The 18551-nt window shown below is 58.2% G+C and carries 19 protein-coding genes; 5 read left to right on the forward strand and 14 right to left on the reverse strand.

The genetic code is table 11. The features are described from left to right. Positions 1–95 precede the first annotated feature (95 nt). Both AC2FJ5_RS13770 and AC2FJ5_RS13775 read right to left on the reverse strand, forming a co-directional pair. On the reverse strand, positions 96–884 hold the full coding sequence (locus AC2FJ5_RS13770) for an SDR family NAD(P)-dependent oxidoreductase (protein WP_496793702.1): 789 nt from the start codon (positions 882–884) through the stop codon (positions 96–98). 47 nt (positions 885–931) lie between these two features. Continuing rightward, positions 932–1714, reverse strand: a complete 783-nt coding sequence (locus tag AC2FJ5_RS13775; RefSeq protein ID WP_496692789.1) for a CmcJ/NvfI family oxidoreductase — start codon at positions 1712–1714, stop codon at positions 932–934. 96 nt (positions 1715–1810) lie between these two features. On the opposite strand from AC2FJ5_RS13775, the gene AC2FJ5_RS13780 reads away from it, so the two are divergent. Together AC2FJ5_RS13780 and AC2FJ5_RS13785 are read left to right on the forward strand one after the other, a co-directional pair. After that, complete coding sequence (locus tag AC2FJ5_RS13780; protein WP_271951652.1) at positions 1811–2719, forward strand: LysR family transcriptional regulator; 909 nt, start codon at positions 1811–1813, stop codon at positions 2717–2719. 130 nt (positions 2720–2849) lie between these two features. Further along, positions 2850–3752: a 2OG-Fe(II) oxygenase family protein gene (locus tag AC2FJ5_RS13785; protein ID WP_496714279.1), complete on the forward strand. Its 903-nt coding sequence runs from the start codon at positions 2850–2852 to the stop codon at positions 3750–3752. Positions 3753–3973: 221 nt separating this feature from the next. Here the strand turns inward: AC2FJ5_RS13785 and smpB are convergent, their stop codons facing one another. The 10 genes from smpB to AC2FJ5_RS13835 all read right to left on the reverse strand — a co-directional run bounded on the left by smpB (position 3974) and on the right by AC2FJ5_RS13835 (position 12269). Then, positions 3974–4450: an SsrA-binding protein SmpB gene (smpB, locus tag AC2FJ5_RS13790; RefSeq protein ID WP_496692792.1), complete on the reverse strand. Its 477-nt coding sequence runs from the start codon at positions 4448–4450 to the stop codon at positions 3974–3976. Between the two features lie 145 nt (positions 4451–4595). Continuing rightward, positions 4596–5138, reverse strand: a complete 543-nt coding sequence (idi, locus tag AC2FJ5_RS13795; protein ID WP_142638583.1) for an isopentenyl-diphosphate Delta-isomerase — start codon at positions 5136–5138, stop codon at positions 4596–4598. 199 nt (positions 5139–5337) lie between these two features. Beyond that, positions 5338–5751, reverse strand: a complete 414-nt coding sequence (locus AC2FJ5_RS13800) for a c-type cytochrome (protein WP_142638581.1) — start codon at positions 5749–5751, stop codon at positions 5338–5340. A 113-nt stretch (positions 5752–5864) separates the two neighbouring features. Then, positions 5865–6878 (reverse strand): P1 family peptidase, encoded by a 1014-nt coding sequence (locus AC2FJ5_RS13805; protein ID WP_496692793.1) that lies wholly within the window; start codon positions 6876–6878, stop codon positions 5865–5867. Positions 6879–6960: 82 nt separating this feature from the next. Further along, entirely contained in the window at positions 6961–7707 is a 747-nt protein-coding gene (locus AC2FJ5_RS13810; RefSeq protein WP_496793703.1) for an SDR family oxidoreductase, read from the reverse strand. A 59-nt stretch (positions 7708–7766) separates the two neighbouring features. After that, entirely contained in the window at positions 7767–8186 is a 420-nt protein-coding gene (gene arfB, locus AC2FJ5_RS13815; RefSeq protein ID WP_142638575.1) for an alternative ribosome rescue aminoacyl-tRNA hydrolase ArfB, read from the reverse strand. Between the two features lie 262 nt (positions 8187–8448). Beyond that, entirely contained in the window at positions 8449–9093 is a 645-nt protein-coding gene (locus AC2FJ5_RS13820) for a queuosine precursor transporter (RefSeq protein WP_496678444.1), read from the reverse strand. A gap of 91 nt (positions 9094–9184) precedes the next feature. Then, on the reverse strand, positions 9185–10069 hold the full coding sequence (locus tag AC2FJ5_RS13825) for an esterase-like activity of phytase family protein (protein WP_142638571.1): 885 nt from the start codon (positions 10067–10069) through the stop codon (positions 9185–9187). After that, positions 10042–10905, reverse strand: coding sequence for a penicillin-insensitive murein endopeptidase (gene mepA / locus AC2FJ5_RS13830; RefSeq protein WP_496692797.1), 864 nt, complete (start codon positions 10903–10905; stop codon positions 10042–10044). The genes AC2FJ5_RS13825 and mepA overlap by 28 nt, the downstream gene beginning before the upstream one ends. After that, positions 10902–12269, reverse strand: a complete 1368-nt coding sequence (locus AC2FJ5_RS13835; RefSeq protein WP_496729245.1) for an MFS transporter — start codon at positions 12267–12269, stop codon at positions 10902–10904. The genes mepA and AC2FJ5_RS13835 overlap by 4 nt, the downstream gene beginning before the upstream one ends. 131 nt (positions 12270–12400) lie before the next feature. Between AC2FJ5_RS13835 and AC2FJ5_RS13840 the strand changes: the two genes are divergently transcribed. From AC2FJ5_RS13840 to yaaA, 3 genes are all read left to right on the forward strand, one after another. Beyond that, a complete protein-coding gene (locus AC2FJ5_RS13840) occupies positions 12401–12688 on the forward strand; it encodes a YggT family protein (RefSeq protein ID WP_271951835.1) in 288 nt (95 codons plus the stop codon). Positions 12689–12765: 77 nt separating this feature from the next. Further along, positions 12766–14805 carry a DNA helicase RecQ gene (gene recQ, locus AC2FJ5_RS13845; RefSeq protein ID WP_496793705.1) on the forward strand — a complete coding sequence of 680 codons (2040 nt, stop codon included), beginning with the start codon at positions 12766–12768 and terminating at the stop codon, positions 14803–14805. Between the two features lie 33 nt (positions 14806–14838). Continuing rightward, positions 14839–15630, forward strand: coding sequence for a peroxide stress protein YaaA (yaaA, locus tag AC2FJ5_RS13850; RefSeq protein ID WP_496703451.1), 792 nt, complete (start codon positions 14839–14841; stop codon positions 15628–15630). Here yaaA and AC2FJ5_RS13855 read toward each other — a convergent pair. Both AC2FJ5_RS13855 and AC2FJ5_RS13860 read right to left on the reverse strand, forming a co-directional pair. Continuing rightward, positions 15600–16061 (reverse strand): VOC family protein, encoded by a 462-nt coding sequence (locus AC2FJ5_RS13855; protein WP_496703450.1) that lies wholly within the window; start codon positions 16059–16061, stop codon positions 15600–15602. The genes yaaA and AC2FJ5_RS13855 overlap by 31 nt on opposite strands. Positions 16062–16070: 9 nt before the next feature. Continuing rightward, positions 16071–18287, reverse strand: coding sequence for a response regulator (locus AC2FJ5_RS13860; RefSeq protein WP_496793706.1), 2217 nt, complete (start codon positions 18285–18287; stop codon positions 16071–16073). Positions 18288–18551: the final 264 nt, after the last annotated feature.

Genomic DNA, 18551 nt, shown 5'->3' on the forward strand with positions numbered 1-18551 from the left:
CAGTCCTTTCTTGGGTCCGGACAACGCATGTCGCCGGAGGGTTGCAGCTTCAGGTGGTGTAAAAGACGCCCGACGTCAGACGGGCGTCAGTGGGATCAGCTGAGAGATTTCAAAGCATCTTCGATGCCTTGCATCACCTGCGCCGAATGAATTGCGTCCAGTGCAGCCGCATGTGGCTGCGCGAACTGGCCGCTGTCATTGTCAAAATACTTGCCCGAAACATCCGCGAACGACGACCCGAGCACCGCTTCACGCAGGATGTTCGCGCCGATGGACAGATCGTTGCCCGCGATGCCGTAGCCTTCCTTGACCATCTTCGAAGCCAACAACGATCCGGGATTGACGGCGACGACGACGGGTCCGTCGGTCAACTCCTTCGCCAATTCGCGGGTCCAGATCGTAATGCCGAGCTTGCTTTGCGCGTAGGCGTCATTGTGGCCAAGCTGTTTTTCCCCGCGCATGGCAGCCAAATCAATCGGCGCTTGCGCGGCAGAGGATAGATTCACGATCCGCCCGTCTTTCGGAATGATCGGCAGAAGCGCGCGGGTCAGCGCATAGGGCGCCAAGGTGTTGACCATGAACCGCACATCATGGCCGGCCTCGGTCTGGGTCTCCGCGACTTTCAGCACGCCCGCGTTATTGATCAGCACATCAAGGCGGTCGTGTTTCTCGCGCACCTCTGCCGCGAAGGTTTGGATATCGGCCATACGCGACAGGTCAGCGGCATAGGTTTCGACGTCGCCGCCGACCTCGTTGACGGCGGCTTCCAGTTTGGCTGCACCGCGTCCATGAAGCAGAATTTTGTGCCCCTCTTTTGCGAGGGTCTGCGCCGTCAAAAGACCGATGCCGTCTGTTGATCCGGTGATAAGAATTGTCTTGGTCATGATTGTCTCTCTCCGTTTGCTCGTGTTTCGTGGGTCCGATGATGGGATCAGGCAAAACGCACTAGGGTGCGGCTCTCAATGCTTTTGCGGATGGTCATGACGTTTGGGTCTTCGACCATGTCCAACGCGGAGTGCCCGATGGAGGGCCGTCCCTGATTGTCGAAGATGTTGAAGTAGGCGACCTCATCCGGGGTCATCTTCGACATGTAGATCCACTGATGATTCGGGTTTGCCGCCAACCCCATGATCTGTCCTTTGCGGTCGGGATAGATCAGATCAAGCAGGATCCAGTCTTCCGGGGCGACGCTCGACGGCAGGATAAACCCGAGCGGGGCTGAGTTGATCGCCGCCTCGATCGGTCGCCAGATGTTAATGAAGGCGTAGTGCCCCGCGCTCCATTTTGCCGCTGTATCAGCACCAAGAATGTCGATCAGTCGCTGTTCTGCGCCGTCAGGGCTGTAGTCGCTGTGGACGTTTCGCGCGGGCTTGCGCGCGGCGTCAGGGTCATCCACCCGGATCGTGTGATCAAAGATGATCACCTCCTGCGCGTCCAGCTTGGTCGTCAGAAGCGACGTCAGCTCTGCGTCGTACTCCGCTTGCCAAGCATCATCGTCTTGCGCGAACGAGACCGCTGTTGGGACGAAAGAAAACGCGACAGCGTCATCCTCGAATGATGGGTCTGTGGCTGACCTGCGCGCGTCGCGCACTTTCACTTCGGTTGGGGTGAGTTCTGGCGCGATCAGATTGCCAACGATGCCACCGGCATCAAGCTCGAACGCCTGACGCTCCGGTTTGTGGACGTGATAATTCACTGTCGCTGTCTGAGTCATTCCGCTCTCCGCTCTGTCTTGAGCTTTGACCTATACCGCTGCGCAGATATATAAACGGTAGATAATCGAATTCAGTTTTCTGGAAAAATATACAATATGGATACGCAAAGCCTCCGCCTCTTCGTCCTTGCTACTGAAACGCTGAACATCAGCGCGGCGGGCCGAACGCTAGGGATGGCACCGGCGGTGGCCAGCGCGCGGCTCGCAAAGCTTGAAAAACTGCTGGGCGCCGAATTGTTGCATCGATCCACGCGGAAAGTCTCGGTGTCCCTAGAGGGGCAGGACTTCTTGCCGTACGCCCGAGAGATGATCGAACAGGAAGAAGCGGCCCTCGCCGCATTCGGCAAAGGCAAGGCCGAGGTGAGCGGGACATTGCGCTTTGCCGCTCCAAGCACCTTTGCCCAGCTCTATATCGCGCCCCTGTTGCCCGCTTTTATGGATGCCTATCCAGACCTGACGCTCGATTTGCATTTATCAGATACCCAGTTCAACCTGATTGAGGGCAGCTATGATCTGGCCCTCCGCAATTCTATTCTGGAGGACAGCAGTCTGACGGCGCGCAAACTGGCAAACGACACACGTATTCTTTGTGCAGCACCAGACTATCTGGAAACACATGGGGTGCCCGGCACACCGGATGACCTCGCGGCGCATCGTCTGGTCGCCTTCAAGGATCTGGAGCCGCGCGCCTTGGTGTCAGATGACGGAGCCAAAGCAACATTCGACCTCCACAAAGCCTCCCACAGGCTGATCGTGAACGACGGGCTGACACAAGTGCGTGTCACGCTCAAGGGTGCCGGCATTTCGATTAACTCCCTCTGGGCGGTCCACAGCGAGCTGAATGATGGGTCCCTTGTGCAGGTGCTGCCCGGGTACACACTGGCGGACAATCCGGCGCTTTGGCTGATCTACCCCAAAAGCAACGTAGTCTCCGCAAAGGTCCGCGTCTTCATGGACTATCTGATCCAACAGATCGGACGGTCAGCGGCTTGGGCCGGGTCCTAGGCGCCACACCTCTATTATGTAGAAAAAACGAATTCTGTTATCAAAAATATGTCCATTCATACGCAATCTAAGCGTAATATCTGATGTCTCGGAAGCAACAGGCTTGACCATCAGAAAGTTGAGACAGGACATGACACAATCTGCATTAGAGCGCGCACGCGCCGTGGAACGCCCCACACGCGAAGCAATGCTGCAACGCGCCCCGCAAGTCGCGCAATTCTGGAATGACAACCAGGAGCTGTTCAAACACGCATGGAAGGAATGGGAGCAGGCCAATCAAACCGCCTTGGATGCATCTGTTCATGACGACCGTCTCCGCGCAGCGGTCGAGGGGGCCTGGAAAGACCCGGCAACCGAAGGCGAAGTGAAAAAACTATGGGAAGAGGTCTTCCCCGGTGTCTACAAAACCCAGTTCTTTGACCCCGAACGGCTGTTCGTTTTGCGCAGCTATCTGGACAGCGTCGCCGATGCAGGCATTCCGCTGCGCCCACCCTATGGCATTTCCCTCAACCGGGGCGGTGCAATGCTTGACCCGCGCTCGGAAGGGCATCTAGGGGCCTCAGCCTTCCAGACGTTCTACCGCGACCTCATGAACACCTATATGCGGCCCATCTCACGGCTCTTGTTCCCGGATGTGATAGGATACGACACGCAGACCTTCGGGTTTTCCATCCAGTGGCAAGCAGATAAGGACACGTCGCTCCGGCCTCACTCAGACGCATCATCGGTCACGCTGAATATCAATCTAAATCTACCGGACGAGGCCTTTTCTGGCTCCGCTGTCAGCTTCATTGATCCCGCGTCGCGACGGGTCGAAAAACTGCACTTTGAGCCCGGCACGGCCTTGATCCACCACGGCAGCGTCCCCCATGCGTCTGAACCGATCACCGAAGGTCAACGCTCCAATTTCGTGCTGTGGCTCTACGGTCAAAACGGCCAGATCCCGCATCCTGGTGCGTTCGCGCCCACAATCGATCCGCGCGCGCGCTGGACGGTCCCGACCGATCCATCGGACGGGTTTGCGCCCTTCTGATCCGCGGACCTCGACAGGTTGGTTGGGTGATAGACGTCGCCCAGCCAACATAGCGGAGGCTCGTTGGCCGCTTTTTCAGATAATCTCGAAGCAGCCATTGGTGCAGGTTGCAGCATTCGTTGTTTTGGGCTCAAACCTGACATCTGCCGTATCTGTAGCCCCGGTAGCCTGATTGAGAACGCGAGGATCAAATCCATCTGACAACCGATAGTCGAGCGCCTTTAGCTGTGATCTTTCAGCAAGCGTTGCTTTTGCCGTGACCAGTCACGCTTGGCCTGGGTTTCGCGCTTGTCGTGGTTTTTCTTACCCTTGGCGATGCCGATCTTAATCTTGGCCAGGCCCTTGTGGTTGAAATACAGGACCAGCGGCACAAGCGTCATGCCTTTGCGTTGGGTCGCGTTCCACAGATTAGACAGCTCTTTGCGCGACACCAATAGCTTACGGCGACGACGTTCTTCGTGTTTGAAGACCTTGGCCTGGTCGTAAGGGGCGACATAGCTGTTGACCAACCACAGCTCTCCGTCGTCAACCGTGGCATAGCTTTCGGCGATGTTAGAACCGCCTGCCCGCAGGGATTTGACCTCGGACCCGTGCAGCATGATGCCGCACTCGATATCCTCTTCGATCGCGTAATCGAAGCGGGCACGCCGGTTTTCGGCGATGACTTTGTAATTCGGGTCTGTCTTCTGCTTGGCCATGACGGGTTGATTTAGGCCCCTTGGGCGGGCCTTGCAAGCCCAGAGCGCTTTGCGTTCGAATTGAATCGAATTGCGCTGCCTCTCCCTTTGATCGAACGCGCAGCTCGATAGCCTTCTATCAGGAAACGCAAAGCGCCGAGGTGCATCAGGATTTGGCCGAGATAATCAGATCGGGGCCGAAAATTGTGTCGGCGTGGTTGTGCAGGTAGATCTTCAGCCAGGGTGTAAACCGGTCGGGATGGCGCTGCACTTCGGCCAGCAGATCGTGGTAGTCGATCCAGCGGATATCCATCACTTCCTCGGGGTTCGGCTCGATCTTCAATGGCCCGCGGACATGAGCGAGGAAAACATCCACCACCTCATGCTCGATCAGGGAATTGCCGACATCGGCATGATATTCCAGCCGGTGACGGTATTCGGGATACAGCCCAGTGATCCCCAGTTCCTCATGCAGGCGACGCACTGCACAGACCGAGGGCATCTCACCCCAGTCAGGATGGGTGCAGCAGGTATTCGCCCAAAGACCCGGCGTGTGGTATTTGCCCATCGCCCGGCGCTGCAGCAAAATCTCGGTGCCGCGCACAACAAAGACCGACACCGCCTTGTGCCGCAGACCCTTTTCATGGGCTTCAAGCTTTTCAACGGGGGTCAATTCACCATCAACCCAGGCCGGGATCATGATTCCCATTTGTCGTCTCCTGCTGCCGATCCGCCTGTGCGACCGGGAATTCCGGAATAGCTTTGGCCTGATAGGCTTGGCTGTGGTGCAAAGCGGGCAATGCACCACGCGATTCCAAACTGGCGTCTATTGATCCGGTTATCAACCGCACGAAAGGCCGCAGGGGCTGCGGCCTTTTCTGGTCTTACCGATTGCGTGGTTTCCCAGGTTATTCGCCCGAAACACTGACGATATAGGCGTAAACGTCCTCAGCGCCCTTTTTCAGCTTGAAGGTCATTTTGGACTTGGCCGAGGTCTGATCCAGATAGGATTGCAGGAAGGCTTTGGGGTCCTGGGCATATTCGACAAAGGTTGCCTCGTCCCAGACCAAGCCGTTTTCACCGGCTTCGACAATGCTGTCACCGTATTTAAACCCTTCGACCGTCCCAGCAGTACGGCCTGCAACCCCATAGAGGTTCGGGCCGGTTTTTCCGCCCTTTACGATCACCTCGCCATCGGGATCAGCAATCAGATGGCAGGATTTGCATTTGTTGAAGGCTTTCTTGCCAGCTTCGGTGTCACCTTCAGCATAGACTGGAAGGGCCAGTAGGCCGGCAATTGCGGTCGCGAGGATACGATTCATAACTTTTGCTCCGATACGAATTGGCTGCACAGAAAGGACCTCTGGCGCAGCAGAGAGTCAACGCGCAGATTGCCGCGCGATGGCACTGTGTCACAGCCGGGATCGGGTCGTCCTTAACTTAAGTCATGTACGTCTGCCCAACAGGGCAGAAGATCGCCTGCACTGGGTGACGCCAGATAAATCGCACGGGCGATCGCCCGCGACAGGCAAACCGAGGCTGCATGCGCGATCATAGGCAGCACGCTTGGGTCAACAGCTTGACCGGAGGTGCTGATGCCGAAAACCAGATCACCATCTTGTGAAGTATGCGCAGGCACAATCGCGCGAGCGATGCCATCATGAGCTGTCACCGCCAGGCGGTGGCACTGTGTCTTGGTTAACGCTGCATCAGTTGCGACAATTGCAATGGCCGTGTTGGCCCGGTCCGGGTCAACCTGCCCCATAGCTAGAGCTTTGCGGCTTTGCTGAATCTGTGCTTGACCCGATGAGAGGTCTGGCCCCAGGCCGCCAAATTCGTTGTCGATCTCGAATGGCGCCGCCCAAAAGTGGCGATCCCCAGGTGTCGTGACGCTGCCGACCGGATTGGCTGCCACAAGCGCGCCTACAGTGATGCCGTCGTCCAGAACCAACGATGCAGAACCCAGGCCACCTTTTTGCATAGCCGCCAATGCGCCGGTTCCTGCCCCGACTGAACCGAGCGCAAAACGTTCTGCGGCAGCGTGGTAGGCTGCCTTTCCGAGAGCGCGGTATGGATTCTCGGACCAAGTTTTATCGCCGCCATTGAGTAAATCGAACAGAATTGCTCCCGGCACGATGGGCACAATCGCATTCCCGACAGCAAAGCCGCGCCCGTCGGCCCGCAAACCATCCGTAACCCCTGAGCAGGCGTCCAACCCGAAAGCCGAGCCACCAGACAGCACGATCGCATCGATTTGATCAACGGTTTTATCCGGTGCCAACAAGTCAGTTTCACGCGTGCCCGGCGCGCCCCCCATTACATGGACAGAAGCAACAAAGGGTTTGTCCGCTGTCAGAACAGTTGTGCCCGATTTCAACGCCTCGTCCTGCGCGTTGCCGACCTTCAGCCCTGGGACATCGGTGATCAGGTTTTTGGATCCGGGAGTCATCGAAACCTCTGACGTTGGGCAGGGAAGCGCGCCTCGGCGCGCTGCCTCTGGCGGAGATATTTTGAGCCAAATGAAGTCCGGATCAAATGCATCGGCCCCCGTCCACTTCGAGCGTGGTGCCCGTAATCATACTGGCTTCATCCGAGCACAGAAAGCAGGCGGCGTTGGCCATGTCTTCGGGAGTCGAGAAGCGACCCAATGGGATGGTCGACAGGAATTTGGCGCGAATCTCGGGGGTGTCTTCGCCCATGAAGGATTTCAGCAATGGGGTTTCGCCCGCAACTGGGCAGATCGCGTTGACACGCACGCCGGACGGGGCGAGTTCCACCGCCATGGTTTTGGTTGCGGTGATCATCCAACCCTTGGACGCGTTATACCAGTTCAGGTTGGGGCGCGGGGACAGCCCGGCGGTTGAGGCGACGTTCAGGATCGCCCCGGTTCCGCGTGCCTTCATCATCGGCACAAAGGCGCGGGCGGTCAGATAGACGGATTTCATGTTCACGTTGAAGACACGGTCGAAATCCTCTTCGGAGACGTCCTCCAGCGGGGTCGGCAGATGGGTCACTCCGGCATTGTTGACCAGGATGTCGAGCCCGCCAAAGGCGTCGCGGGCGGTGTCCGCCATTTCCTGAACCGATGCCGTGCTGGCCACATCAACCTGCTGCGCGATGGCCTGCGCGCCCAGCGTTTCTGCCATTTCGCGGGCCGCAGCGCCGTTGATATCCGCGATCATCACGCGTGCGCCCTCTGCAATGAACTTCAGCGCGATACCGGCCCCGAACCCGGACGCGCCGCCTGTTACGATTGCGGTTTTTCCCTCCAACCTCATGGCTTTGCCTCCTTGTCGCCTGTCAGGGCAGAGTAGCAAGGCGCAAAGAAGTTACCAGATCAATCTTCGTCGACCCTGCCGCGCAGAGATTTGACATCCGAACGGGCCTTTTTGGCGGCCAATCGACGTTTGACCGAGCCATAGGTGGGCTTGGTGGCGATACGCCGTTTGGGTTTGACCAGCGCGCGGGTGATCAGTTCGGCCAATCGCACCCGCGCAATCTCGCGGTTGCGAGCCTGGCTACGCGTTTCCTCGCACTGGATGATGATCGCGCCCTCTTTGGTCCAGCGCCGCCCAGCCAACCGTTTCAGCCGCGCCTTGACCGGATCAGGCAGTGAGGGCGAGCGCGCCGCTTCGAACCGCAACTCGACTGCGGTCGAAACCTTGTTCACGTTCTGCCCGCCAGGGCCGGAAGAGCGCACAAAGCTTTCGGTCATTTCCCAGTCTTGCAGGGTGATATCGTCATTGATCCGCAACATGGGGCGGACCTTACAAGTGCTGTGCGGAAACAAAAAGGGCCGCCCTAGCAGGACGGCCCTTCGAAAGTTCAGGAGGTTGGGTCGGTTAGATCAATCGACCAGCCGGAGCGAGCGCTCCGCCAAGGGCTGCCCTAACGGGCGATCCCCCCGGTTGTTCCAACACCTCTCTCCAATCTCTTTCTCGACACTGGATCACCTCCTTTTCTATCTGTTGCGGTTAACTAGGATGGTGACACAAGCTGTGCCATTCTCAAAGCGTTTTTTAAACGGGCTGCCCGGTCAGGCGCGCAACGATCACCTTGAAGGGGATCAGCGCCGCCAGCGCCAACGACAACTTTACCAGCCAGTCGGCAAAGGCCAGCGTGACCCACAGGGGTGCCATCGGGCCAGACAGCATGAAGGGAACAGGCTCCCACGCCCAGCTGATCGCAGCGTCGGCATTGGCGCCGAAGATCGCGATCGAGGCCGAAAAGGCGATAGTGAAGAACAATGCTGTATCCAGCGCCGAACCCACTAGAGTCGAGACCAGCGGTGCGCGCCACCAGCGACCCCCGCGCATTGCATTGAACACGGTGACATCGGTCAGCTGGGCGATCAGGAAAGCAGTGCCAGAGGCAACAGCGATCCGCAGCGGCACAGCGGCATAGGTGAACCCGTCGCCCTGCAGAATGATTTGGCTGCCGATCAGCGAGCAGATGATGCCGGTGACGAATCCGGCAAACACGACCTTGCGGGCGGTTGCCACACCATAGACGCGGTTCATGATGTCGGTGACCAGAAAGGCCAGCGGATAGGTGAAAGCACCCCAGGTCAACAGCCCGTCAAGGATCAGGAACTGGACCAGAATGTTCGAAGCCACAACGATGGTGGCCATGGCAAGGATGCCGGGAATAAAAGCGCGTTGCATATTTTGATGCCCGTTTTGACAAGGTAGCGGCGACTTGGCCAAGGGACTGTCCCAAGGCAAGCCGTGCGTTTAGACCTTTGTTTCAGGCCTGTCAATCGGGCAGCAGATATTCCACCAGTTCCGTCCGCTGAAGGGCCAGAAAATTGTCATCCGAAATCATCGTAACCCGCAACCTTCCCTGATCGTCACGCCAGACCGACAGGCCTTCGAGGTTGTCATGCGTCCCGCGCGCGGTTTGCAGCAAGATCTCTTCGGATTGCGGAGTGTCACCATTCAGTTCCCAACGCCTGAGCTGCGACCGAAAGCCTGTCAGGGACACCGATCGTTCCAGCACATAGAACCGCCCGTCGGGGCCGAAATCCGCGGCTACTGGCAGGAACTTGCCCCGTTGCGGCAGGACAAAAGGTGTCGACCACGACAGACCATCCCAACGATATACCGGTATGTCCCCCGATACGGTACGGCTCTTTTCGGTCAGGGTGTACAGCCGCCCAAGCCTGTCAATGGCCAGTGCCTCGAACGAGCCGTTATGGTCAAGAACCTCAAAGGCTTTGGGGCGTGGCAGAACCTGCGCCGGGCCGGTTGGATCGGAATAATAAGCCACCCGGTGCACACCCTCGAATGAGATATAGACCCCACCGTCAGGGGCGATTGCCAGGCCTTCGGAATCGCCCGCGGTGCCCACCAGAACCTTGCCGGTGCTGGACAGGATGGGCCAGTGCCGCTGGATCTCGATGCCAGTAATCTCATCTTCGTTTCGATCAATACGAGCGTCCAACATCGTTGCACGATCACTCAGCGCGATCATGCGGGTGCCACCGTCAAAGATGTGAATTCCGGAATATCCGCCGAACCAATCCGCCTGATGTCGCCAGGCAAAATTGTTCAGCAAAGCGGCAGGCTTTGCTCCCTCGGCCCAGACACCCCCTGACAGCAGCAGCGCCGCGATCAGTTGGATTGCAAGACGTTTGTGCATTGCTTGGGCAGATCGGCCATCCGGTATTCGCGTCGCTTCTTGGGTGCTGGCGCGTTTGGATCGGGCGGTGGCGGGTTGAGGATGTTGTTCACCCATTGCTGTGCTTCGGCGCAACCATCACCCTTGGGCGGCGGATCCTGGTTCACGCAGCCGCTTGATCCTCTGGGGCAGGCCAGCCGCACGTGGAAATGATAGTGATGGCCCCACCATGGCCGGATTTTACGCAGGTAAGCGCGGTTGCCCTTTTCGTCGTTGCACATCTGCACCTTGGCCCCGGGAAAGACGAAAATCCGCGCCACACGCTTGTCTTTTGCCGCCGCACGCAGGACGGCGTGATGCTGTTTGGACCAGTTGCCGTTGACGAAGGCGCCATTGGAACGGCGCAGGGAAATCGAAGAGATATTCTCGCGCGCCTTGCGGGAAAGACGCATGTTGTCACCGGGCAGCATCCAGATATCGATGTCCAGACCCAGCTGGTGGCTGCGGTGGCCCGATGTCATCGGCCCGCCGCGCGGCTGGCTGATATCGCCTATATAGAGACCATTCCATCCTGACTGCTTGGCCGCAAACCGGCTCAGATCCTGGACATAGTCGATCGCCTGCGGATGGCCCCAGTTGCGGTTGCGTGACAGGCGCATAGCCTGCCATGTGGGTCCGGTTTCGGGCAGTTGTACCGCCCCCGCCGCACAGCCGCGCGAATAACTGCCGAAAGCGGCCGGTTTTTGTTGTGAACTTTGCTTTTGGCCTCCGAATAACTGCTTGGCCAGCGGCTCTGAACCTGCGGTACCGGCGAATGTGATTGCGGCAATGACCGCAAAAAAACGTAGTAAAATCATCTGCTCTGATCCCCTTCCGGTTTCACCCAGCGCATTAGGAACAGTCCCAGAATAAACAACAGAACTATGGGTGACACCCCCAGTCGCGCACTACCGGTCAGGGTTGTGGCAATCCCGATCAACAAAGGGGCCGCAAATGCGGTGGCGCGGCCGGACAAGCCATACAGGCCAAAGCTCTCGACCGGGGCAGCGGGATCGGTGTGGCGCACCATCAGAGAACGGCTGGCCGATTGTAGGATACCCCCCATGCCGCCGATCAGAACACCGCAACCAAAGAACACCAGATCCGGCAGGCCCGACCCTTCGGGCAGGGTGATGCCGTAGATCTGGGTCCGGTCCATCATCACGACGGTGATACAGACAAAGATCAGTACCCAGATCGCAACCAGAATGACAGGTTTGGGGCCGTATTTCTTGTCCAGCTTGCCGCCAAGCCAGGCAAAGGCTGCCGCAGCCAGAACGCTGACAATCCCGAATACGCCGATCTTGATCAGATCCCATTCCAGCACCAGCCGCGCATAAACGCCGCCAAAGGTATACAGACCGTTCAGCGCATCGCGATAGAACATGGACGAGCCCAGATAGCTGGCCAGACTGACGCGATTGCGCAGGTTAGAGACTGATTTGACCAGCAGCTGCAGCGCCTCTTTGACGCTGCCTTTCTTTTCGACATCTGGATCGTCGCGCACCCACAGGAAATAGGGGATCATGAACAGAATGAACCACACGGCGGTGAACGGCCCGACAAATCGCGTGCCTTCGCGTGCTGCGGCGTCCAGACCAAAAACAGGGTCCATGCCGATCAGGGTCTTGCCATTACCCTGCTCAACAAACAGGGCCAGCATGATTGCCAGCGAGATAAGCCCGCCGAAATAGCCAAAGGCAAAACCCGAACCCGATATCTCGCCCACCTCACTGTCATCACCCAGATCGGGCAGCTGAGAATTGGCGAAGATCAGCGCGTATTCCGCCCCGACAAAACCCAGGCCAAAGGCCGACAGCATCAGCCACATGTTTGACCCGTCCGGCAACGTGTACCACAGCGCAGCAGAGCCCACCGCGTACATGATGGAAAAGCCGAATATCCATGGTATACGACGGCCCGAAACATCCGCCATCGCCCCCATCAGCGGGGCACCAAAGGCGATGATCAGCCCCACGATGGTCATGCAGTTCGCCCACACCGTCTGCGCCCGTGCGTCTGCGGCATCGGCGCCCAGACCGGCGTTCAGATAATACTCGGCAGCTACTCCGGCAAAATAGGGCCCAAAAACAAAGGTCACCAACAGCGTGTGATAGGGCTGACTTGCCCAGTCGAAGAACCACCAGCCCCAGATGCGTTTGCGCTTGGAAATCTCTGCCATACCTGCCCCGTTTTTATTGTTGGCGTCATAAGACGGGGCTTTGGCTCAATTCGCAAGCGTTCTGTTGGCGCGGACTTGCTCTTTTGTGCAGGGGCGCTTAGGTCTCAGCAGATGTGAAATCCGGAGGCCCCATGCTGTCGTTGATCCAAATTCTGCTGCTGATTCTGGACATTGTCTGGTTCATCATTCTGGCCCATGTCATCATGAGCTGGCTGATCAATTTCCAGGTGCTGAACCTGCATCAACAGTTGGTTGCGCAGATCTGGTACGGGCTGAACCGCCTGTTAGAGCCGATTTACGGCCCGATCCGACGCGTTCTGCCTGCAATGGGCGGACTTGACCTGACGCCCCTGGTGGTTCTGATCGGTGTCTATGCGCTGCGTATTATCCTGATCAACAATATGGTCTATTTTGTCTGACCTCTTGTTCAGTGAATCTTAGTATGTGATTGTCCTGTCTTAAGAGCAGATAACCTTAAAACAGGGCACCCCCGCACATGTTTGACGCCGCGCCTTTGCTGCGAGATGTCTTTGGATTCGACGACTTCCGTCCGGGTCAGGAAGAGATCGTCGATGCCGTCACGCTGGGCGAAAACGTGCTGGCCATCATGCCCACGGGCGGTGGCAAATCCCTGTGTTTCCAACTGCCTGCGCTGATGCGCGATGGGGTCACGGTGGTGATCTCTCCGCTGATTGCCCTGATGCGCGATCAGGTGCGCGGCTTGCAGGAAGCAGGCGTCGAGGCCGGCGCGCTGACCTCCGGCAACACGCCCGAAGAAACCGATGCCGTGTGGGAAGCGTTAGAGGCCGGGCGGCTCAAGCTGCTGTACATGGCCCCCGAACGTCTGGCCGCCGGGTCGGCGCTCGGCATGCTGCGACGGATCAATGTCAGCCTGATTGCGGTGGATGAGGCCCATTGCGTCAGCCAATGGGGCCATGATTTCCGCCCAGACTACCTTCGGATCGGAGAGCTGCGACGTGCGCTGAACGTGCCCCTGGCCGCCTTCACCGCCACGGCGGATGCGGAAACCCAGGACGAGATTGTCGAAAAGCTGTTTGACGGCGCGGCCCCACGCAAGTTCCTGCGCGGGTTCGACCGGCCCAACATCCACCTGGCCTTTGCCGCCAAGGATGGGCCCCGCAAACAGGTCCTGGATTTTGCCGCCGCGCGCAAAACCCAATCCGGCATTGTCTATTGCGGCACCCGTAACAAGACCGAGGTTCTGGCACAGGCCCTGCGTGCCGAAGGCCACACCGCCTGTCACTATCACGGCGGCATGGATCCCGAGGATCGCCGCATCGTCGAGACCCGCTTTGCGCGCGAGGATGGTCTGATCGTGGTGGCCACGGTTGCATTTGGCATGGGCATCGACAAGCCCGACATCCGCTGGGTCGCCCATGCGGACCTGCCCAAATCCATCGAAGCTTATTATCAGGAAATCGGCCGCGCCGGGCGTGATGGCGCCCCGGCAGAAACCCTGACCCTGTTTGGGGCAGATGACATTCGCCTGCGCCGGTCACAGATAGACGAGGGGCTTGCTCCCTCTGACCGGCGGATGGCCGATCACGCCCGTTTGAACGCCCTGCTTGGCCTGGCCGAGGCGCTGGCCTGCCGCCGTCAGACTTTGCTGGGTTATTTCGGTGAACAGACCGAACCCTGTGGCAAATGCGATCTGTGTGACAGCCCGCCGGAAGTGTTCGATGGCACCACCCCGGTTCGTATGGCCCTGTCCGCGATCCTGCGCACCGAGGAATGGTTCGGCGCAGGCCATCTGATCGACATCCTGCTGGGCAACGAGACCGACAAGATCCGCGCCCGCCGCCATGATGCGCTGTCCACCTATGGTATCGGCAAGGACTGGTCGCGCCCGCAATGGCAGGCGATCTTTCGGCAGATGATGGGCCATGATCTGGTCCGTCCTGATCCCGACCGCCACGGTGCGCTGCGCATGACTGAGGCCGCCAAGCCGATCCTGAAAGGCGAGGCGCAGATCAACCTGCGTAAGGACACGATCCGCAAAGCAACCCGTCGGCCTGCAGTCAAAGAGATGGTATCCGAAGAAGACGCACCGCTGCTGAGCGCACTGAAGGCGAAACGCCGTGCGCTGGCCGAATCCGCGCGGGTCCCGGCCTATGTTATTTTTCCCGATCGCACCCTGATCGAAATGGCGGAAACCCGCCCTGCAACGCTGGACGATATGGCCCGGATCAGCGGGATCGGTGCTAAAAAGCTGGAACGCTACGGGGCCACGTTTCTGGAGGTTCTGACCGGCGCGGTCGAAGAACTGCACCCGGCCCGCCGCAAACTGGCCGGGCGCGATCAGGGCGAGATTTACGACCGCCTGCTCGAAGTTCAGTCGCAACTGTCGCGCGGCCCTGATGGAATCGACAAGCCGCTGACCTGTACCGCCTCGCAACTGGCAAAGGTGGCGCAGTTGCGATCAGACGACCCGCGCGCCATCGAACAGGTTCTGGGTGACCGCCGTCACGAAAGGTTTGGCGCCGCCTTTCTGGACGTGCTGCGTATGGCAAGCTAGATACCCACCAACAGGCAAGAAACGAGGGCGACTATGCTGGTAGTGATTTCCCCGGCCAAACGGCTGGATTGGGCAGAACGGAATGTTGAGGTCACGCAACCCGACTTTCAGGATGACGCGATCCGCCTGTCGAAAACCGCCCGCAATCTGACATTGGGCGACCTGAAAAAGCTGATGGATCTGAGCGAAGATCTGGCCCGCCTGAACCGCGACCGTTATCGCGCCTTTTCGGACGCCCCCGATGCTGTGGCGACACGCCCGGCCGCACTGGCCTTTGCCGGAGACACCTATCAGGGGCTCGAAGCGACTTCGCTGGATGCGGAAGAGATGGCCTGGGCCCAGGATCACCTGCGTATCCTGTCCGGACTATATGGCATATTGCGTCCGCTGGACGCCATTCAGCCCTATCGGCTTGAGATGGGCAGTAGGCTGAAGACCCGGCGCGGCAAGAACCTGTACGATTATTGGCGCGACCAACTAAGCAAGGCGCTAAACGCTCAGGCAGCCGGGATCGGTAGCGATGTGCTGTTGAATTGCGCCAGTCAGGAATATTTCGGTGCAGTAGACCCCAAAGCGCTGAAATTACGGGTCATCACGCCGGTCTTCATGGAAGACAAGGGCGGCACACCAAAGATCGTCAGCTTCTTTGCCAAAAAGGCACGCGGGGCGATGGCACGCTATGTCATTCAACACCGTCTGTCCGATCCCGCCAGCCTGACAGAGTTCGACTCGGGCGGCTATGAATACCGCCCCGACCTGTCAGAGAACGACAAGCCGGTCTTTATCCGGCCCTATCAGGCCTCAGCCAGCATCGACGGGTCGTAAGAGACCAGTTCAACTGTGTTGCCTTCCGGGTCTTCGGTGAAAATTCCGCGCCAACCAACCCATCCGAACTGCTCGACGCGATAGGGTTGGCCGATCTTGTCATACCAACTCGTGACCGCCGGCTGCTCGTCGAAGGGCAGCGACAATGCGATATGATGCAGCGACGATCCCGCTCCTGTTACGGGACCTTCTGCACCGGCCCGATGTTGCCCCGGTCGTGGCGCGGTGCTGTGGTGAAACAGGGCCAGAACTTGCGTATGGCCGCCAAACCCCTCGGCTATCCGGAAGAAGGTTATAGCGCTGTCATGGTCACCGCTCAGACGCTGCAGGCCGATCACCTGTTCATAGAACTGCACCATAGCGGCCATATCTGCGCAGCGAATGGCAATCTCGCCCAGCGCGCGGGGGTGAAATCCACGGTCATCAGTCATGTCGGCAGCCTAGAACGCTCGGGTTTCGTCATCAAGAACCGGTTGCGTTCCGTCTGGCCGATGGTCAAGGATCATCTGGTGGATTTTCTGTTTTTGCAGCGGTTTGGTCAGGTAGTAGTCCAATCCAGCCGATAAAATACCCTGATTATCTCCGCTCATTGCATGTGCGGTCAGGGCTACGATCGGGACGTGCTGATTGGTTTCAACCTCGCGGCGGCGGATTTCACCTGTGGCCTGTTTACCATCCATTCCGGGCATCGAGATATCCATGAATATCAAATCCGGGTCGAATTCCAGATGGGCGGCGACCGCCTCAAGCCCGTTGCCCGCAAAGCGAAGATCAATGTTCAGATCCTTGACCATTTTGCGCAGGATCAGCTGGTTGGTCTTGTTGTCCTCAGCAGCCAGAACCCGCATGAGCCTTTGATCCCCGGCAATCGGTCTGACCTGCGCAACCGTTGGGTTTTGCGTGTCGGAACCATTCGATATCGAATCCGCTGATCGTCCCAGAGCGGTCAGACGTGCATATAATTCTGAACGAGGGATCGGCTTTTGCAACACTCCGTCAATAAGCTCGCAGGCCGGATGAGCATGAATCACGCCGGGATTGGCCGACATGACCACGACAGAGGTATCCGTCCACCCCCGGCCCTTTATCGTGGCCGCCAAATCCAGCCCGTCCATGTCCGGCAGATCGTGATCGCACAGCACCAGATCTACCGTGTCATCAAGCGTAGCCAGCGCCTCGGTTCCGGTGGTACATTCGGTAACCTTGGCACCTAGGCGACCAAGTTGCTTTGACAGGATCGCTCGATTGACAGCCAGACCTTCAACCACAACCACATGGCGCAGACATCCTTCCATATTCGGGGGGGCGGGTTGCGGGCCCTCGACCGTCGGCAGCGTTATCCGAAATCCAAAACAGGACCCCTGGCCCGGCTCGCTTTCGACCCAAATGGCACCGTCCATCAATTTGATCAGTCGTTTGGTGATGGCCAGACCCAACCCGGTCCCTTCAAACTGTCGGTTTTGTTCATCCTCGACCTGATTGAATTCACCAAAGATATGCGCCGCTTTATCCTCGGCAATACCGATACCGGTATCTTCTATGGCAACATGAATATCACAGGCCTGGGCCTCCACGCGGGGGACCCCCGTGACGCGGATCAAGACATGCCCTTCCGCCGTGAACTTGACCGCGTTTCCAACCAGATTGGTCAAGACCTGACGCACCCGGCCCGGATCGCCCACGAACAGGGTTGGCAAAAACAGGTCATAGTCGACTAAAAGGCTTAAACCCTTGTCACGAACACTGGGCTGCAGCAGCATCGCCACCTCAAGGATACAGCGTTCGAAATCGAACTGTTCGGGGTGCAGGACCAGCTTATCCGCCTCAATCTTCGAGTAATCCAGAACATCGTTGATGATCACCAGCAAGGCTTCACCGGAATTGCGGATCGTGTTGAGATAGAGCCGTTGTTCTTCATCCAGCGCGGTTTCGGTCATCAACTCGGTCATGCCAACAATACCGTTCATGGGCGTGCGGATTTCATGGCTCATATTGGCCAGGAATGCAGATTTCGCGCGGTTTGCGGCCTCGGCCCGTTCGCGCGCAGCGGTCAGTTCGGCCTGATGCCGGACCGAGGCGGTTATATCAAGCGCAAGGCTGACCACATCGCCACCGCCACCGCGTTGATCAATCAGCTTGATATAGAGCCCGTTCCACAGTTTGACGATTTCTGACGGCGGGTTGGACAACTTCCAACGGGCCAGCATCCTGGCGCGCCAATCATCCTGTGTCTCGTCGACGGTATCAATCAGACCCTCCTGCGTGAGGGTTTCCAGAATTCTGCCATAGCTGATGCCGGGCGCTACTTCATCCAGCCCCTCAAACAGGCTGAAATATGAGGCATTTGCCCCGATCAACCGGCTCTCTTCGTCGAAGAATGCAAACCCGTCTGGGAAGGTCTGGATCGAATGCCATAGCCGCCGTTCCGCCACTTCGATCTTGGCATTGGCCAATGTCAGGTCCGATTTAACTTTTTCATTTTCATCGCGCACCGTCTCAACCTCGGCCCGCGTTTCACCAATGCGTTTAGTCAGAGCCATCGCGTGCAGGCCCAATTTCCGGTTGGCCGCTGATAGTTCGGCCTGTTTCATCTCCAGCAGACGTTCAGCGGCAAGCCGTGCGCGTCTTTCCTGTGCCAGTTTGGTTGCAAGACTCATCAAAGGTGATCCCGGTACAATCTGCCCACAGCATCCTGACAGAGCGTGAAAAAGTGTTTAAGCCGTGCCTGTTGCCACAGACCAATGGCAGGCTCAGAGGCCGCAAACGTCCAAAACTGCCTGCCTCGCCGGTACCTGCCTTTTCCTACTCAACGCAAAATCTGCGGTATCTGAATGCGCGAAAGGCGCTCAGATCAAAAAAACTGTGTGGGATTACACGACAAACCTGACGCAGCAAAGCCGGTTCAAACGGTGCTTTACCAT

Source organism: Ruegeria sp. CDSA221 (genome assembly GCF_059611825.1).

Coding starts and splice junctions, on each gene's coding strand:
- AC2FJ5_RS13770 (WP_496793702.1), bottom strand. CDS start 884: ATGACCAAGACAATTCTTATCACCGGATCAACAGACGGCATCGGTCTT.
- AC2FJ5_RS13775 (WP_496692789.1), bottom strand. CDS start 1,714: ATGACTCAGACAGCGACAGTGAATTATCACGTCCACAAACCGGAGCGT.
- AC2FJ5_RS13780 (WP_271951652.1), top strand. CDS start 1,811: ATGGATACGCAAAGCCTCCGCCTCTTCGTCCTTGCTACTGAAACGCTG.
- AC2FJ5_RS13785 (WP_496714279.1), top strand. CDS start 2,850: ATGACACAATCTGCATTAGAGCGCGCACGCGCCGTGGAACGCCCCACA.
- smpB (WP_496692792.1), bottom strand. CDS start 4,450: ATGGCCAAGCAGAAGACAGACCCGAATTACAAAGTCATCGCCGAAAAC.
- idi (WP_142638583.1), bottom strand. CDS start 5,138: ATGGGAATCATGATCCCGGCCTGGGTTGATGGTGAATTGACCCCCGTT.
- AC2FJ5_RS13800 (WP_142638581.1), bottom strand. CDS start 5,751: ATGAATCGTATCCTCGCGACCGCAATTGCCGGCCTACTGGCCCTTCCA.
- AC2FJ5_RS13805 (WP_496692793.1), bottom strand. CDS start 6,878: ATGACTCCCGGATCCAAAAACCTGATCACCGATGTCCCAGGGCTGAAG.
- AC2FJ5_RS13810 (WP_496793703.1), bottom strand. CDS start 7,707: ATGAGGTTGGAGGGAAAAACCGCAATCGTAACAGGCGGCGCGTCCGGG.
- arfB (WP_142638575.1), bottom strand. CDS start 8,186: ATGTTGCGGATCAATGACGATATCACCCTGCAAGACTGGGAAATGACC.
- AC2FJ5_RS13820 (WP_496678444.1), bottom strand. CDS start 9,093: ATGCAACGCGCTTTTATTCCCGGCATCCTTGCCATGGCCACCATCGTT.
- AC2FJ5_RS13825 (WP_142638571.1), bottom strand. CDS start 10,069: ATGCACAAACGTCTTGCAATCCAACTGATCGCGGCGCTGCTGCTGTCA.
- mepA (WP_496692797.1), bottom strand. CDS start 10,905: ATGATTTTACTACGTTTTTTTGCGGTCATTGCCGCAATCACATTCGCC.
- AC2FJ5_RS13835 (WP_496729245.1), bottom strand. CDS start 12,269: ATGGCAGAGATTTCCAAGCGCAAACGCATCTGGGGCTGGTGGTTCTTC.
- AC2FJ5_RS13840 (WP_271951835.1), top strand. CDS start 12,401: ATGCTGTCGTTGATCCAAATTCTGCTGCTGATTCTGGACATTGTCTGG.
- recQ (WP_496793705.1), top strand. CDS start 12,766: ATGTTTGACGCCGCGCCTTTGCTGCGAGATGTCTTTGGATTCGACGAC.
- yaaA (WP_496703451.1), top strand. CDS start 14,839: ATGCTGGTAGTGATTTCCCCGGCCAAACGGCTGGATTGGGCAGAACGG.
- AC2FJ5_RS13855 (WP_496703450.1), bottom strand. CDS start 16,061: ATGACTGATGACCGTGGATTTCACCCCCGCGCGCTGGGCGAGATTGCC.
- AC2FJ5_RS13860 (WP_496793706.1), bottom strand. CDS start 18,287: ATGAGTCTTGCAACCAAACTGGCACAGGAAAGACGCGCACGGCTTGCC.